Origin of the sequence: Trabulsiella odontotermitis (assembly GCF_001188485.1) — a bacterium.
Lineage (GTDB): Bacteria > Pseudomonadota > Gammaproteobacteria > Enterobacterales > Enterobacteriaceae > Trabulsiella > Trabulsiella odontotermitis_A.
The window spans coordinates 1-16,552 of the sequence record NZ_JNGH01000041.1 but is presented as its reverse complement, the minus strand read 5'-3'; the positions used below and the strand labels follow the sequence as shown (position 1 = coordinate 16,552).

General features: G+C 57.6%; 13 protein-coding genes and 3 pseudogenes. 11 read left to right on the top strand and 5 right to left on the bottom strand.

Going from position 1 to position 16,552, the window contains the following annotated elements; all coding sequences use genetic code 11:
* The 3 genes from galE to modE all read right to left on the bottom strand — a co-directional run.
* A partial coding sequence (galE, locus tag GM30_RS02870; protein WP_049847416.1) for a UDP-glucose 4-epimerase GalE occupies positions 1–696 on the bottom strand: 696 nt, incomplete at its 3' end.
* A 208-nt stretch (positions 697–904) separates the two neighbouring features.
* A complete protein-coding gene (gene modF / locus GM30_RS02865) occupies positions 905–2,374 on the bottom strand; it encodes a molybdate ABC transporter ATP-binding protein ModF (protein WP_049847414.1) in 1,470 nt (489 codons plus the stop codon).
* 76 nt (positions 2,375–2,450) lie between these two features.
* A complete protein-coding gene (gene modE, locus GM30_RS02860; protein ID WP_049847413.1) occupies positions 2,451–3,239 on the bottom strand; it encodes a molybdenum-dependent transcriptional regulator in 789 nt (262 codons plus the stop codon).
* A gap of 129 nt (positions 3,240–3,368) precedes the next feature.
* On the opposite strand from modE, the gene GM30_RS25395 reads away from it, so the two are divergent.
* From GM30_RS25395 to modC, 4 genes are all read left to right on the top strand, one after another.
* Positions 3,369–3,518 carry an AcrZ family multidrug efflux pump-associated protein gene (locus GM30_RS25395; RefSeq protein ID WP_080993379.1) on the top strand — a complete coding sequence of 50 codons (150 nt, stop codon included), beginning with the start codon at positions 3,369–3,371 and terminating at the stop codon, positions 3,516–3,518.
* Positions 3,519–3,804: 286 nt separating this feature from the next.
* Positions 3,805–4,581, top strand: a complete 777-nt coding sequence (gene modA, locus GM30_RS02850; RefSeq protein ID WP_049847411.1) for a molybdate ABC transporter substrate-binding protein — start codon at positions 3,805–3,807, stop codon at positions 4,579–4,581.
* Complete coding sequence (gene modB, locus GM30_RS02845; protein WP_049847410.1) at positions 4,578–5,267, top strand: molybdate ABC transporter permease subunit; 690 nt, start codon at positions 4,578–4,580, stop codon at positions 5,265–5,267. Before modA ends, modB begins: the two co-directional genes overlap by 4 nt.
* Before the next feature lie 2 nt (positions 5,268–5,269).
* Entirely contained in the window at positions 5,270–6,328 is a 1,059-nt protein-coding gene (gene modC, locus GM30_RS02840) for a molybdenum ABC transporter ATP-binding protein ModC (RefSeq protein ID WP_049847409.1), read from the top strand.
* Here the strand turns inward: modC and GM30_RS02835 are convergent, their stop codons facing one another.
* Positions 6,329–7,147: a pyridoxal phosphatase gene (locus tag GM30_RS02835; protein ID WP_049847408.1), complete on the bottom strand. Its 819-nt coding sequence runs from the start codon at positions 7,145–7,147 to the stop codon at positions 6,329–6,331. It lies immediately after the preceding gene.
* Between the two features lie 144 nt (positions 7,148–7,291).
* Between GM30_RS02835 and pgl the strand changes: the two genes are divergently transcribed.
* Both pgl and GM30_RS27525 read left to right on the top strand, forming a co-directional pair.
* Positions 7,292–8,287 carry a 6-phosphogluconolactonase gene (pgl, locus tag GM30_RS02830; RefSeq protein ID WP_049847407.1) on the top strand — a complete coding sequence of 332 codons (996 nt, stop codon included), beginning with the start codon at positions 7,292–7,294 and terminating at the stop codon, positions 8,285–8,287.
* A gap of 433 nt (positions 8,288–8,720) precedes the next feature.
* Positions 8,721–8,810, top strand: coding sequence for a hypothetical protein (locus GM30_RS27525; protein ID WP_162212974.1), 90 nt, complete (start codon positions 8,721–8,723; stop codon positions 8,808–8,810).
* A gap of 55 nt (positions 8,811–8,865) precedes the next feature.
* Here GM30_RS27525 and GM30_RS02825 read toward each other — a convergent pair whose 3' ends face one another.
* A complete protein-coding gene (locus GM30_RS02825; RefSeq protein WP_049847406.1) occupies positions 8,866–10,149 on the bottom strand; it encodes a putative acyl-CoA thioester hydrolase in 1,284 nt (427 codons plus the stop codon).
* A gap of 185 nt (positions 10,150–10,334) precedes the next feature.
* Between GM30_RS02825 and hutI the strand changes: the two are divergent.
* The 5 genes and pseudogenes from hutI to hutH all read left to right on the top strand — a co-directional run.
* Positions 10,335–11,593 (top strand): annotated as a pseudogene (hutI, locus tag GM30_RS02820) (imidazolonepropionase).
* Positions 11,590–12,430: pseudogene (locus GM30_RS02815) on the top strand (formimidoylglutamase). The pseudogenes hutI and GM30_RS02815 overlap by 4 nt, the downstream one beginning before the upstream one ends.
* Positions 12,431–12,490: 60 nt before the next feature.
* The gene (locus GM30_RS02810) at positions 12,491–13,216 is read left to right on the top strand and encodes a histidine utilization repressor (protein WP_049847405.1); all 726 of its coding nucleotides are present in this window, start codon (positions 12,491–12,493) and stop codon (positions 13,214–13,216) included.
* 142 nt (positions 13,217–13,358) lie between these two features.
* A pseudogene (gene hutU / locus GM30_RS26985) lies at positions 13,359–15,022 on the top strand (urocanate hydratase).
* A 2-nt stretch (positions 15,023–15,024) separates the two neighbouring features.
* Positions 15,025–16,552: histidine ammonia-lyase (gene hutH, locus GM30_RS02800; protein ID WP_049847404.1), on the top strand; the 1,528-nt coding region annotated here is incomplete at its 3' end.

Below are 16,552 nucleotides of genomic sequence, written 5' to 3'. Positions count from 1 at the left end.
ACCCCGCACGCCGGTGCCGTCGGCGGTCGGATAGTCGTTACCGAATACCGCCAGCGAATCACGGCGACCGACGGCCACCTGCGCGATGTATGGCATCAGGTTGTTCGGAATGCCCTGCGGATCCTCACCCATATCGCCTGACGGATGCGCACCCACCGGGTTGAAGTAGCGCAGCAGCGCAATGCTCCATTCCGGCTGCGCTTTTTGCAGGTCGGTCAGGATCTGTTCCACCATCAGTTTGCTTTTGCCATACGGGCTTTGCGGTGTACCGGTCGGGAAGCTTTCGACATAAGGGATTTTTGGCTGGTCACCGTAGACGGTGGCGGAAGAGCTGAAAATGAAGTTTCGGATGTTCGCGGCGCGCATGGCGGAAATCAGACGAAGCGTACCGTTCACATTGTTATCGTAGTACTCGAGCGGTTTGGCAACGGATTCGCCCACGGCTTTCAGACCGGCGAAATGGATCACCGTATCGATGGCGTGATCGTGCAGAATTTCCGTCATCAGCGCTTCGTTGCGAATGTCGCCTTCAACGAAAGTGGCTTGTTTTCCGCCCAAACGTTCAATCACCGGCAACACGCTGCGCTTACTGTTACAGAGGTTATCAAGAATGATGACGTCGTGACCCTGCTGCAGCAACTGCACGCAGGTATGACTTCCTATGTAACCGCTACCACCTGTGACCAGTACTCTCATGATTCGCTCCATTAGGCTTATGGTATGTAATAACCTTAGCATAACAGAGAAGTCAAAAGTGTGACATGGGATAAACTAGTGGAATCGTTTACACAGCTGTCATTTTCTGAGGGTCGAAAAATTTTTGCATTATAAAACAAGGACGATAAAGAAGGACGATGCCGTTTGTCTGAAAAACGGAGGCAAACGCCTCCGTCTGTGAAGGGAGTTAGCGTTTGCCGATGGCGTAGCGGTAGGAGTCGCCATCAGGCACAAATTCCAGCCGGTGGGTAATGCAGTCGGGCGCGTCTTCAGCGTGATGAGAAACGAACAGCAACTGCGTTTTGCCCTCGCCAATCAGCACGTCAATAAAGCGGCGGATCAGCTGGCGATTCAGCGGATCCAACCCCTGCAGCGGTTCATCAAGAATGAGCAGCGTGGGGTGTTTTACCAGCGCACGAACGATCAGCGCCAGCCGCTGCTGTCCCCATGACAGGCTATGAAACGGCGCGTCAGCGATACGGTTGTCCATCCCGAGAATGGACAACCACGCCTGCGCCAGTTTTTGCTGTTTATCAGACACGGCCTGGTAAATGCCGATGGAGTCAAAATAGCCTGACAGGATCACGTTGCGTACCGTGGTGCTGACGCGGTAGTCGAGGTGCAGGCTGCTGCTGACGTAGCCGATATGCTTTTTGATATCCCAGATGGTTTCGCCGCTACCGCGACGGCGGCCAAACAGCGTCAGATCGTTGCTGTAGCCCTGGGGATGATCGCCAGTGACGAGGCTTAACAGGGTTGATTTCCCGGCGCCGTTCGGGCCGACAATCTGCCAGTGCTCGCCCGGATTGACCGTCCAGCTCAGTCGGTTAATGATTGGCCGATCGTTGTACGACACCGTCCCCTCATTGAGCACAATACGTGGGGCGTCGTCCGGCAGGGAAAGTCGTGCAGAAGGCGCATCCGGCTCCGGGAGGGTAATGCCATCGAGTTTTTCACTGTGCGCCAGTTGGGCAATCAATGCCTGTTCAAGCAGCGTTTTTTTCTCACCCACTTCGCTGAGCGTGCAGTCTGCCAGCACCCCGGCAAAGCGTACAAATTCAGGGATTTCATCAAAGCGATTAAGTACCAGCACAATGGTGTAGCCTTCGCCGTTCAGCGTGGCCAGCAGTTCCGCCAGTTGCTGGCGCGAGGCCACGTCTAACCCGTCAAAAGGCTCGTCGAGGATCAGCAGATCCGGCTGTGCCATCAGCGCCTGACACAGCAGGGTTTTGCGGGTTTCCCCGGTTGACAGGTATTTAAAGCGCCGGTCGAGCAGGGCGGTAATGCCGAAGCGTTCCGCGAGCAGGGCGCAGCGCTGAGGATTGTGGATCTCTTCCTGAATGATTTCGGCGGTAGTGCGCCCGGTGTCATCTTCGCCGGGGCTGAGCAGATCAGTGTTATTACGCTGCCATTCGTCGCTGACCAGTTTCTGTAACTGCTCAAACGACAGGCGTGTCACGCGCGTAAAATCAGACTGGCGCGAGCCGGAGAACTGCGGAAGTTCGCCTGCCAGCGCGCGGGCAAGGGCGGATTTACCGCTGCCGTTACTGCCGACGAACGCCCAGCTTTCACCCGCGTGAAGCGTCAGTTCGTGGATGTTCAGGGTTTTTGTGTCGCTAAGACGAAACGTGCCTTGCGAAATATGCAACAATGACATTTGGTATCCCGTTTTTCGCATCAATATGCACAGGGATACGTTTTCCTGAAAACAATGTCAATGACAGGGGGGCGCATCAGCACAACGTGGCGATGATCACGCGATCGGCATTAAAATATGCTGTGACCTCAGCACCTTCTTCCAGCCCCTGTGCATCATCGCGCGGCACGGTAGCGCAAAGCGTCTGGCCGTCAGGCAGCGTCATCAGCACTTCGCACTGCTCTTCGCCGCATTCGATGTGGCTGATGCGACCGGCCAGCTGGTTATCCGCACTGGCGGCAAGGCGTTTGTCCTGCGTGATGCCCACCCACGGCGCTTTCAGCAGCACCAGCACCTCTTTACCTTCGTCGAGACCCAGCCGCTCGCCGCTTTGCGCGGTGATCGCCACTTTCAGGCGCGTTTCGCCATCCGCTAACAGGACGTCAATGTGCTGCTGAACCTGGTCATGATCGCGCCCGGTAACGGTGCCGAACCACTGGTTACGGGCGCTGGTTTGCAGGGAAAAACGGGAGATGGCCGCCAGCAGGCTGTTGAGCGGCAGCGCGTCGTCGTCGCTCAGCACATCGAACGCTTTTTGCTGAATTTGCGCCAGCAGGTCATAAAGCTGAATCAGTCGCTGACCGTAGCGGGTCAGCACCGCGCCGCCGCCGCCTTTGCCGCCGGTGGCGCGATCGACCAGCGTTTGCTCGCTGAGCTGGTTCATTTCGTTGATCGCATCCCAGGCACTTTTATAGCTGATGCCAGCGTTCTTCGCCCCCTGGCTGATAGAGCCGGTCAGGTCGATGTGCTTGAGCAGCGCAATACGGCGCGGGTCGGCGAACAGGCGCTGTTGAAGCTTGAGGGTAAGAAGAATTTCGGCTTGCATAACAAAGTCCTGGTCAAAAAAGCGATTGTGACATATCGGAATGCGCGGTCAGAGGCCATCGCACAAAAGGGGCGTGTTTTTCACGATTATCAGGTTACAATAAAAGAATCACAATATCTGGAGTCGACCATGTTAGAGTTATTGAAAAGTCTGGTCTTTGCCGTAATCATGGTTCCCGTGGTGATGGCCGTCATCCTGGGGTTAATCTACGGTCTGGGTGAAGTGTTTAACGTCCTTTCCAACGTAGGCCATAAAGACCGCCCGCGCCATAACCAATGAACTTGTTTCTCTAAATAATTCAGGTTGCAGGAAGGCGGTGACGCAGCGAATCCCCCGGAGCTTACATCAGTAAGTGACTGGGGTGAGCGAGGAAAGCCAACGCATCTGCAGCCTGAAGTATGACGAGAAAAACACCCGGTTTTACCGGGTGTTTTTCATTTTAAGTTCCCGCCTTTTTAGCCGATAATCATCACATTACCCATACTGTGGTATCAGTAAGCGCTTTGAAAACCTCACTGTTATCGTTATATTGTAAAATATATAACGACACACACAGGAGATAGAAATGGCACGTACATGGTTACGCCTTTTTGCAGGGGCAACGTTGACGCTTTCCGTTGCAGGTCATGCTCTGGCGGAAGAGGCAAAAATTACGGTATTCGCTGCGGCGTCGCTGACGAACGCGATGCAGGATATCGCCAAAGCATACAAAAAAGAGAAAAACGTCGAGGTGGTTTCGTCGTTCGCTTCTTCCTCTACCCTGGCTCGCCAGATTGAAGCCGGCGCACCGGCCGATCTCTTCATTTCTGCCGATCAGAAGTGGATGGATTACGCCGTCGATAAGAAATCAATCGACACCGCCACGCGTGAAACACTGCTTGGCAACAGCCTGGTGGTTGTCGCACCGAAAGCCAGCACGCAGGGCGATATCACCATTGATGCGAAAACCAACTGGACCCGTCTGCTGAACGGTGGACGTCTGGCGGTCGGCGATCCGGATCACGTTCCGGCGGGCATCTATGCGAAAGAAGCACTGCAAAAACTGGGCGCATGGGATACGCTGTCGCCAAAACTGGCTCCGGCTGAAGACGTGCGCGGTGCGCTGGCGCTGGTGGAGCGTAACGAAGCGCCGCTGGGCATCGTTTACGGTTCTGACGCGGTTGCCAGTAAAGGGGTAAACGTTGTCGGTACCTTCCCTGAAAGTTCGCATCAGAAAGTGGAATATCCGATAGCGGTTGTTGAGGGACATAAAAATGCCAGCGTCAGCGCCTTTTATGATTACCTGAAGGGGCCGCAGGCTTCTGCAATCTTTAAACAATACGGATTTACGACCCACGAATGATATTGACGGATCCCGAATGGCAGGCGGTACTGCTGAGCCTGAAAGTGTCATCCCTGGCAGTTGTTGTCAGTCTGCCGTTTGGGATCTTCATGGCCTGGTTGTTGGTCAGGCGTAATTTCCCCGGCAAAGCGCTGCTCGACAGCGTCATTCATCTTCCGCTTGTGTTGCCGCCGGTGGTGGTGGGCTATTTGCTGCTCATCGCCATGGGGCGACGCGGGTTTATCGGTGCCTGGCTCTACGACTGGTTTGGCATCACGTTCGCTTTTAGCTGGCGCGGCGCGGTGCTGGCCGCAGCGGTGATGTCGTTTCCGCTGATGGTGCGGGCGATTCGTCTCGCGCTGGAAGGTGTGGACGTCAAACTGGAGCAGGCGGCCCGTACCCTCGGTGCCGGTCGCTGGCGTGTCTTTTTCACCATTACGTTACCGCTGATGCTGCCGGGCATTATCGTCGGCACGGTGCTGGCGTTTGCCCGCTCGCTGGGCGAATTCGGTGCCACTATCACCTTTGTCTCCAATATTCCAGGTGAAACGCGCACCATTCCATCAGCCATGTATACACTGATCCAGATGCCCGGTGGCGAAGGGGCCGCCGCGCGTCTGTGCATTATTTCTATCGTGCTGGCGCTGGTGTCGCTGCTGGTATCCGAATGGCTGGCACGTCTTAGCCGTGAACGGACAGGGAAGTGACCATGCTGGAACTCAACTTTACACAAACCCTGGGCACGCATCGCCTGACTATTCATGAAACCCTGCCCGCCTCCGGCATCACGGCGGTATTTGGCGTGTCGGGGGCCGGGAAAACCTCGCTCATTAACGCCATCAGTGGCTTAACCCAGCCGGAAGCGGGGCGCATTGTCCTCAATGGCCGGGTGCTGAATGATGTCGAAAAAGGCATCTGCCTGACGCCGGAAAAACGACGCGTAGGGTACATCTTTCAGGATGCGCGTCTGTTTCCGCACTACAAAGTGCGCGGCAATCTGCGGTATGGCATGGCGAAAAGCATGGCCGAGCAGTTTGACAAGCTGGTGGCGTTGCTGGGCATCGAGCCGCTGCTGGATCGCCTGCCGGGCAGCCTTTCCGGGGGGGAAAAACAGCGCGTGGCGATAGGCCGGGCGCTGCTGACCGCGCCGGAACTGTTGCTTTTAGATGAGCCGCTGGCCTCACTCGACATTCCCCGCAAGCGCGAGCTGCTGCCGTACCTGCAGCGTCTGGCCCGCGAAATCAACATTCCGATGATCTACGTCAGCCATTCGCTGGACGAAATTTTGCACCTGGCGGACAAGGTGCTGGTGCTGGAAGATGGTAATGTGAAAGCGTTCGGCAATCTTGAAGAGGTGTGGAGCAGTAGCGTGATGCACCCGTGGCTGCCGCAGGAGCAACAAAGCAGCATCCTGAAAGTCACGGTGCTGGAGCATCATCCGCATTATGCAATGACCGCGCTGGCGCTGGGCGACCAGCATCTGTGGGTCAACAAACTCGACAAACCGGTGCAGACCGCCGTGCGGGTACGCGTTCAGGCGTCGGACGTGTCGCTGGTGCTGCAGCCGCCCACGCAAACCAGCATCCGTAACATTTTGCGCGCGAAAGTGGTGGAGTGTTACGACAACAACGGCCAGGTGGAAGTGCAGCTTGAAGTGGGCGGGCGTACGCTGTGGGCGCGCATCAGTCCGTGGGCGCGTGATGACCTGGCGGTGAAGCCAGGTCAGTGGTTATATGCGCAGATTAAGAGCGTCTCGATCACCTCGTAATTACAGCAGATGGTGATAGATGAAGCTGGCGATGCTGTCGGTGGTGTTATCGCCAATTACCACGTCAGCGCGCGCTTTCACCGCATCATCGGCGTTGCCCATCGCCACGCCGGTGCCTGCGGCTTCCAGCATACTGATGTCGTTATAGTTGTCACCAAACGCCACCACGTCTTTCATTGATAATCCCTGCGATTCTACCCAACGCGTCAGACGGTAACCTTTACTGTTGCCCTGACGCGCCACGTCAACCTGATCGTGCCACGACCATTCGCATTCCAGCGCCAGCGATTCCTCGACATGGCTGACGAAATGACGCAGTTTCGGCATATCCTCATCGGTCAGCGCAAACTTCCACACGGCATTAACGTCCTGCGCCGCCTGCGCCAGCGACGGCACCTGAGTGAAGACCGGGCGCTGCTCTGGCGGCAGCGTCTGCGCCCAGTTGCTGGTGCGAACGACATGCCCGGTCGGGCGCTCATAAAGCATCGCATCGTCAACATACATCAGGCCGTGGATGCTATGCTCATTCAACAGATCAATGACCTTAAGCGCCTTATCGACAGGCATTGGATCGGCTTCCAGCACCTTTTTTGCCTGATAATCATACAAATAAGTGCCATTACAGCAAATTGCAGGTGTATCGAGAGCCAGTGCCTGATAAAAAGGATGAATGGCTACGTGATGCCGACCAGTGACGATGAGCAGCTGAAAACCCGCTTCCCGGGCGCGTTTCAGGGCTTCCAGTGAAGAGGGGAGCAGTGTTTTCTGAGGCGTCAGCAGAGTTCCGTCTAAATCAAGGGCGATCACGCGAGAGGTCATGTGTTATTCCAGGTTAATGTTGAAAATGTCATTGCTGAGGAATGTTACACCGATACGACAGTGAGACAAATTTATACAGCATTGACCGTCAAAACCGTCTATCCTGGTATTTTGCTTCCACGTGCAGTAAGGAAAGGAGTTTTCATGAAACAAACCGTTTATACCGCCAGCCCGGAAAGTCAGCAGATCCATGTCTGGAGCCTGAAACACGATGGCGCGTTGACGCTCGTGCAGGTGGTTGACGTTCCTGGTCAGGTGCAGCCGATGGTCGTCAGTCCGGATAAGCGTTACCTGTACGTTGGTGTTCGTCCTGAATTTCGTGTGCTGGCGTACCGCATCGCCCCTGATGACGGCGCGCTGACCTACACAGCGGAATCCCCGTTGCCGGGAAGTCCGACCCATATTTCCACCGATCATCAGGGTAAATTCCTGTTCAGCGGCTCTTATAACGCCGGTTGCGTCAGTGTGACGCGTCTCGATGATGGCCTGCCGGTTGGCGTGGTCGACAACGTTGAAGGGCTGGAAGGCTGCCACTCGGCGAATATCTCCCCGGACAACCGCACGCTATGGGTTCCGGCGCTGAAGCAGGACAGAATCTGCCTGTTCACCCTGAGCGATGATGGTCAACTGGTGGCGCAAGAGCCTGCCGAAGTGACGACCGTCGAAGGCGCAGGCCCGCGCCACATGGCGTTCCATCCGAATCATCAGTACGCCTATTGCGTCAATGAGCTCAACAGCACGGTGGACGTCTGGGAACTGAAAGATCCGCACGGTAAGATTGAATGTGTACAGACGCTCGATATGATGCCTGGGGATTTCAAAGGCGTGCGCTGGGCGGCTGACATTCATATTACCCCGAATGGCCGTCACCTTTATGCCTGCGACCGTACTTCCAGCCTGATCACCGTGTTCAGCGTCTCAGAAGACGGCAGCGTGCTGAGCCTCGAAGGTTTCCAGCCGACCGAAACCCAGCCGCGCGGCTTTAACGTCGATCACAGCGGTAAATACGTAATTGCCGCCGGGCAGAAATCTCACCATATCGCAGTGTATGAAATCAACGGCGTACAGGGGCTGCTGGAAGAGAAAGGCCGCTATGCCGTAGGCCAGGGACCGATGTGGGTTGTGGTTAACGCACACTGATTCTCAGCCATAAAAAAACCTCGCGAAAGCGAGGTTTTTTCTTCCGGATGGTAACCGGAATGCACATCAGTAATAACCAACAATTCGAGCATAATACAGCGCCGCTTTGATGTAAATTATCTTCACTTCTTCGAAAACCTCCGTAGTCCAGGTGAGCAAAATCACCCTCGACAATTCAAAGGGTTACATTGTCCCCTAAATGTATTCCTAAAAAATGTGAGTACTGTATTTATAAACAGTGATGGCTGATATACTCACGTCGTTGGTTAGGAATACCGTCCAGGTGTCCGCAAAAAGGAACTTATTTTAAGTCCTGGCTGGCGGGTGGTGCTGCCAGTGCCTCCACCTGGAGCATGTCAGTAATAACCAACAAACCACTGATGACAGGCAGCGGAAAGGTAAATCAGTGGATGCTCCTGTTAAGGAGTGGCGTATGAGCGGTATGGAATGGGGAATTCTGTTCCTGCAACTCGCTGTTGCAATCCTGCAACTGCTGGATGCATATCTGAAGTTTGGAAACTAATGCGTTCAGTCGCGGCAAAAAGGGGGGAGTTATCCCCCCTTTTGCTTTCTGCAATTTACTGCTTCGGTGCTGCAACCACTTCGCTGCTCACGCCGCGGTTGTTGAATTCCCACATGCGGTTGAACTGCGCGTCGTTCAGGTTACGCTGGACGTCGCCTTTATCGTTTTCTGCGCCGGTATTGCCGCTGAACGGACGTTTGGAAATCGCGGCGTCAGCCCACGGTTTCGCCTTGTTGAAGCCCTCGTTGATGGCGCTGTCGCGGATCACCACCTGGCCGTTGGTGTTGCTGTCAACGTCCAGTGAACGACCGAGTTGTGCGACGCCGTCACCCGACGCGTTAAAGCGAGAATGCGTGGCGAGGAAGCCGTAATACATATTGGACTGGGTTGCCGGGGCGAAAACGTAGCCTTCCTGCTGGGTGCGGGAATTGACTACGCGGAAATCGGTGTTATCAAACACCACCGCGCCGCGCCCGGAAACGATGTCAACATCGCCTTCCAGATAGCTATTGGTCACCAGCGTGCGGGTCAGACGGTCGTTTTGCAGACGGTTCTGCACACCGCTGTTGGTCACAAAGAAGGTGTTCTGGCGGCCGAGAATATTCACATTGTTGATCTGCACCTTGTCGCCATCGCTGCGCAGCGCCACCGCCTGGTGTGTACCTGCATCAACGCTGTCGCCGAGGTTGTTTTCAATCGTCATATTCTGCAGTTGCAGACCGTTATTCTGTGACCAGAAAACCGCTGAACACATCACGCCAATGGTTGCCGTGCGTTTGCTCTGGCAACTGTCAAACATATACCACGCCGGTTTACCCGGCATATATTTCCCGGCCGGGTTGACCAGTCGACGCCAGCTGTTTGGATCGATTTCAGAATCAATCGCCAGACCGATTTTCACATCGGACGCTTTCTCGCCGGTGCCGTACAGCGTCAGGCTGCCCGGGGCTGCCGGAACATACACGGTACCCTGATATTCACCCGGCTGAATCGCGATATACAGACGGCGGCTGGAGTGCTTAGCGATAGCCGCATCCACCGCAGCCTGAATGGTGGTGTGCGTCACGCCCTGCGCGCCTGCCGGTCCGACCACGAAATCTGGCTGAGCCGGAAGGCTGATCGCCGCGGGTGTCCACGGCGCCGCGTTAGGATCCATGGTGGAGAAATAGTGGGCCTGCACGAAGTTTTTCGCTTCTGCAGCGGAAAGGATCGGGCGGAAAGTGGTCCCCGGCGCTTCTTGCGTGGAGGGTTGTTGATCCGGCGGCGTTGAGCTGCAGGCGGTCAGTGTCACGCCAAAAGCCAGTGCCAGCGTCAGACGAGAAACCGAGAATGTGTTCATGTTACTCCAGACCTGTTAAGTAGATAGTGAGTCCTTCAAAACCTGCTTTTTATACTAAGTTGAGCGAAACGGGAAGCACGAACGGCAAAAAGTTCGTCAGTTTGCGGAAAGGGGAGGCGTGCAGGAGGGTGGGTAGTCACAAAAAACCAACATTTCCATAAGCCTTTGTTGACAATCAGGGCGTAATGAAAATAAATGTCTATACAACCCATGACAAGCGAAGATGATGACTGAACTGACTGCTGAAGACCGCATCTGGCGCAACGCGCGCCTCGCCACCCTCGATCCCTCACGCCCGCAGGCATACGGCCTGCTGGAACAGCATGCGCTGATTGTCCGCAACGGGCGTATCCGCGCAATGGTTCCCGATGCCGATATCCCGGCAAATGCCCGCAACGTGACAGACGTTAAAGGCCGTCTGATCACCCCCGGGCTTATTGACTGTCACACCCATCTGATTTTTGGCGGCAGCCGCGCGCAGGAGTGGGAGCAGCGACTGAATGGCGTTTCATATCAGGAAATCAGCGCGCAGGGCGGCGGGATTAACTCCACCGTACGCGCCACGCGTCAGAGCAGTGCTGAAGTACTCACGGCTCTTGCACAGCAGCGTCTGGAACGGCTGATGCGTGAAGGCGTGACGACACTCGAGATCAAGTCCGGCTATGGGCTGGATCTGGAAAACGAAGAAAAAATGCTGCAGGTCGCCGGGGCGCTGGCACAGACGAACCCGGTTGAGGTGAGCCGCACGTTGCTCGCCGCGCACGCCACGCCGCCGGAGTATAAAGACAATCAGGACGGCTACATTTCGCTGGTGTGCGAAACCATCCTGCCCGCGCTGTGGAAAAAAGGGCTGTTCGAAGCGGTGGACGTGTTCTGCGAAAACGTCGGGTTTAGCCCGGCGCAAACCGAGCGGGTGTTTCGCACCGCCTGTGATTTCGGCATTCCGGTGAAAGGCCACGTAGAGCAACTTTCGTCGCTCGGCGGCGCGCAACTGGTCAGCCGTTACAACGGGCTTTCCGCCGATCATATTGAATACCTGAGCGAAGAGGGCGTCGCGGCCATGCGTAACAGTGGAACGGTCGCCGTGCTGTTGCCTGGCGCGTTCTATTTCCTTAATGNNCCGCCAGTGGATCTGCTGCGTCAACAGCAGGTGCCGATGGCGGTCGCCACCGACTTTAACCCCGGCACCAGCCCGTTCACCAGCCTGCATCTGTCGATGAACATGGCCTGCGTTAAATTCGGCCTGACGCCGGAAGAGGCCTGGGCGGGCGTCACGCGACACGCTGCGCAGGCGCTGGGGCGTGAGAAGAGTCATGGTCAACTGGCCGTTGGTTTTGTGGCGGATTTCGTGGTCTGGGATGCCGAACACCCGGTCGAAATGGTCTATGAACCGATGCGTAACCCACTCTGGCAGCGCATTTTCCGTGGTGAGGTGACAGCATGAATCTGTGGCATCCGGTAGATCGCGCGCTCTGGCAGGGGCGTGATGACAGCGCCGAAGCGCCGAACGCGCTGCGTCTGTTTCAGACCATCCACAACAGGGGTGAGTTTACCCCGCAGCGCCATAACGGCAACATTGCGCTGCTCGGCTTTGAGTGTGACGAAGGGGTTAAGCGCAACCAGGGACGGCCCGGCGCTGCGCAGGGGNCACGACGCGGCGCTGGCCTGTCAGCAGGCGCAGATGCGTACGCTGGTGCTGGGCGGCGGCCATGAAACCGCCTTTGGTCACGGCTCAGCTATCCTTGACGCATTTCCTGATGAGCGGGTGGGGATCATCAATCTCGACGCGCACCTTGATTTACGCCACGCCCCGCACGCCAGCTCCGGCACGCCATTCCGCCAGCTGGCGCTGCACTGCGACGCCCAACAGCGTGGTTTCCACTACAGCTGCATTGGCGCCAGCATGGCCGCCAACACGGCAGCGTTGTGGGATGAGGCCGCGCGTCGTCACGTCACGGTGATTGAAGATCTGGACGTGCTGAATGCCCTGGAAGCGCGGGTGCTGCCGGAGATTGCCCGCAGTATCGACAGCTATGACCGCATCTACCTGACGATTGATCTCGACGTGCTGCCTGCCGCTGAGATGCCCGCCGTCTCGGCGCCTGCGGCCCTGGGCGTACCGCTGGCGCTGCTGCTGCGTATCGTTGAGCCGCTGTGCCGTAGCGGTAAACTGCAGGCGGTCGATCTGGTGGAGTTCAATCCGGCGTTCGATCGTGACGGCCAGGGGGCGAAAGTCGCCGCCCGTCTCGCGTGGCAAATTACGCACTGGTGGCAATGGTAACCCCCGGGATATACTGCCATCACATCGCCGACCATGACTGACATAAGGAACGCCAGCGCCATGTATTCGCCTCGCCCCCGACCGGCTCCCGCCAGCGCGCCGGTGCCTTTTTATGAAAAAGTGAAGCAGGCTATCAGCGAAAAGATTTATGCCGGAACCTGGCGCCCCCACGATCGCATTCCGTCGGAAGCGGAACTGGTGGCGCAGTTTGGCTTCAGCCGGATGACCATCAACCGCGCGGTGCGTGAGCTGACGGACGAAGGGCTGCTGGTGCGTCTGCAGGGGGTCGGTACCTTCGTGGCCGAACCGAAAGGGCAGTCGGCGCTGTTTGAAATTCGCAGCATTGCCGATGAGATCGCCGCCCGGCACCATCAGCACCGCTGCGAAGTGTTGCTGCTGGAAGAGACCCGCGCCGACTTCACGCAGGCGGCGGCGCTGGACGTCGAAGAGGGCACGCGGATTTTCCACTCGCGGATGGTGCATTTTGAGAATGACGTGCCGGTACAGATTGAGGATCGCAGCGTCAACGCCACGGTGGTGCCGGATTATCTGTTACAGGATTACACCACCACCACGCCGCACGCTTATCTGTCACTGATTGCGCCCCTGACCGAAGGGGAGCACATTGTCGAAGCCGTAGCCGCCACCCCGGACGAGTGCCGCCTGCTGCAGATCAAAGAGCACGACCCGTGCCTGCTAATCCGCCGTCGCACCTGGTCCACCTCTCATATCGTCTCGCNNTCCCCGGCCAGCCGCTACCGTCTGCAGGGCCATTTCAGCTCCTGATCCCCGGCGTCAGCAAAAAGCGTGATTGCTGACGCAATATAACAAAATTGTATCATTTCTGTTAAATCTCACCTTGTGCGTAGATGTATAGACAAGTATATGTATCTGTACATTCACCGTTTCCCCTCAGGAGAGAACAACGATGTCGCAAACCAAATATCGCCAGCAGGAGATCCGCGCCCCGCGCGGCACAGCGCTGACTGCAAAGAGCTGGCTGACTGAAGCGCCGCTGCGCATGTTAATGAACAATCTGGACCCGGACGTGGCGGAAAACCCGAATGAGCTGGTGGTCTACGGCGGGATCGGTCGTGCGGCACGCAACTGGGAATGTTATGACGCGATCGTCAAGGCGTTAACGACGCTGGAAAGCGATGAGACCCTGCTGGTGCAGTCCGGTAAGCCGGTCGGCGTGTTCAAAACGCACGACAACGCGCCGCGTGTACTGATTGCCAACTCCAACCTGGTACCGCACTGGGCGACCTGGGAACACTTTAACGAACTCGACGCCAAAGGGCTGGCGATGTACGGTCAGATGACAGCCGGCAGCTGGATTTACATCGGCAGTCAGGGGATTGTCCAGGGCACCTACGAAACCTTCGTCGAAGCAGGCCGTCAGCACTACAACGGCAACCTGCAGGGGCGCTGGGTATTGANNGCGCACAGCCGCTGGCCGCAACCCTGGCGGGCGCGTGCTCGCTGAACATTGAATGTCAGCAGAGTCGCATCGATTTCCGTCTGCGTACTCGTTACGTTGATGAGCAGGCCACTTCACTGGACGATGCACTGGCGCGTATCAAAAAATACACCGCCGAAGGCAAAGCCGTCTCCATCGCCCTGTGCGGCAACGCGGCAGAGATCCTGCCGGAGCTGGTGAAGCGCGGCGTACGTCCGGATATGGTTACCGACCAGACCAGCGCGCATGATCCACTGCACGGTTATCTGCCGAAAGGCTGGACGTGGGAAGAGTACCAGCAAAAAGCCGAATCCGACCCGCAGGGCACGGTGCAGGCCGCCAAACGCGCAATGGCGGAACACGTCAGCGCGATGCTGGCCTTTAACGAAATGGGCATCCCGACTTTTGACTACGGCAACAACATCCGTCAGATGGCGAAAGAGATGGGCGTTGACAACGCGTTCGATTTCCCGGGCTTCGTCCCGGCCTATATTCGCCCGCTGTTCTGCCGTGGCATCGGTCCGTTCCGCTGGGTGGCGCTGTCCGGCGATCCGCAGGATATCTACAAAACCGATGCTAAAGTGAAAGCGATCATTCAGGACGACAAGCATCTGCACCACTGGCTGGATATGGCGCGCGAGCGCATCAGCTTCCAGGGCTTACCGGCGCGTATCTGCTGGGTGGGGCTGGAGTGGCGTCAGAAGCTCGGCCTGGCGTTTAACGAAATGGTGCGCAGCGGTGAAGTCTCCGCGCCGATCGTCATTGGTCGCGACCACCTGGATTCTGGCTCGGTTGCCAGCCCGAACCGTGAAACCGAAGCGATGCGCGATGGTTCCGACGCGGTTTCCGACTGGCCGCTGCTGAACGCGCTGCTCAACACCGCCAGCGGTGCCACCTGGGTGTCGCTGCACCACGGCGGCGGCGTGGGGATGGGCTTCTCCCAGCACTCCGGGATGGTCATCGTCTGTGACGGTACCGACGACGCCGCCGCGCGTATCGCCCGCGTGCTGCACAACGATCCGGCGACGGGCGTAATGCGCCATGCCGACGCCGGGTACGATATCGCGATTGACTGCGCCGCAGAGCAGGGGCTCAATCTTCCAATGGTCTCCGCAACGCAGGGGAATCGCTAATCATGAAAACCTTAACGCTTGTTCCCGGCCAACTGACGCTGGCGCAGCTGCGCGATGTTTACAGCCAACCGCTACAGCTGACGCTGGATGACGGCGCGTTCGCCGCCATCAACGAGAGCGTGGCCTGCGTCAACGCTATCATGGCGGAAGGACGCACGGCCTATGGAATTAATACGGGCTTTGGCCTGCTGGCGTCGACCCGTATCGCCAATGAAGATTTAGAAAATCTGCAACGCTCGCTGGTGCTGTCTCACGCGGCAGGCGTTGGCGAACCGCTGGATGACGCGATGGTGCGCCTGATCATGGTGCTGAAGATCAACAGCCTGGCGCGCGGGTTCTCCGGCATTCGGTTGCAGGTGATCCAGACGCTGGTGGCGATGGTCAACGCGGGAGTGACGCCGTGGATCCCGGCGAAGGGATCGGTTGGCGCTTCCGGCGACCTGGCACCGCTGGCACACATGTCGCTGACGCTGCTTGGCGAAGGTAAAGCCCGCTGGCAGGACGAATGGCTGCCCGCTGCCGACGCGCTGAAAAAAGCCGGACTGGCGCCGTTGACCCTGGCGGCGAAAGAGGGGCTGGCGCTGCTCAACGGCACGCAAACCTCCACGGCGTTTGCCCTGCGCGGGCTGTTCGAAGCGGAAGATCTGTTCGCCTCGGCGGTGGTATGCGGCGCATTAACGACCGAAGCGGCACTGGGTTCCCGTCGTCCGTTCGATGCCCGCATTCATGACGTACGCGGCCAGCGCGGGCAAATCGATGCCGCGGCGCTGTACCGTCATGTGTTGACCGACGCCAGCGCGATCTCGCAGTCCCATGAAAATTGCAGCAAGGTGCAGGATCCGTATTCACTGCGCTGTCAGCCGCAGGTGATGGGGGCCTGTCTGACCCAGTTGCGCTATGCCTCTGAAGTGCTGCTGACCGAAGCCAACGCCGTTTCCGATAACCCGCTGGTGTTCGCGGCGGAAAACGAAGTCATCTCCGGCGGTAACTTCCACGCTGAACCGGTGGCGATGGCGGCGGACAACATCGCGCTGGCGATTGCTGAAATCGGTTCGCTGGCGGAGCGCCGTATCGCGCTGCTGATGGACAGCCACATGTCGCAGCTGCCGCCGTTCCTCGTCAAAAACGGTGGGGTGAATTCCGGCTTTATGATTGCCCAGGTGACCGCTGCCGCGCTGGCGAGTGAAAACAAAGCGCTGTCGCACCCGCACAGCGTTGACAGCCTGCCGACTTCCGCCAACCAGGAAGACCACGTGTCGATGGCGCCAGCCGCCGGTCGTCGTTTGTGGGAAATGGCCGCCAATACCCGCGGTGTGATTGCGGTGGAATGGCTGTCAGCCTGTCAGGGGCTGGATATGCGCGACGGGCTGACCACCAGCCCGTTGCTGGAGCAGGCGCGTCAGCTGCTGCGCGAGCGCGTGTCGCACTATGACAAAGACCGCTATTTCGCGCCGGACATCGACGCCGCCACAACGCTGCTGGCAGAACGTCATCTGACGAAACTGCTGCCCTCTGTATTATCAGGCCAGA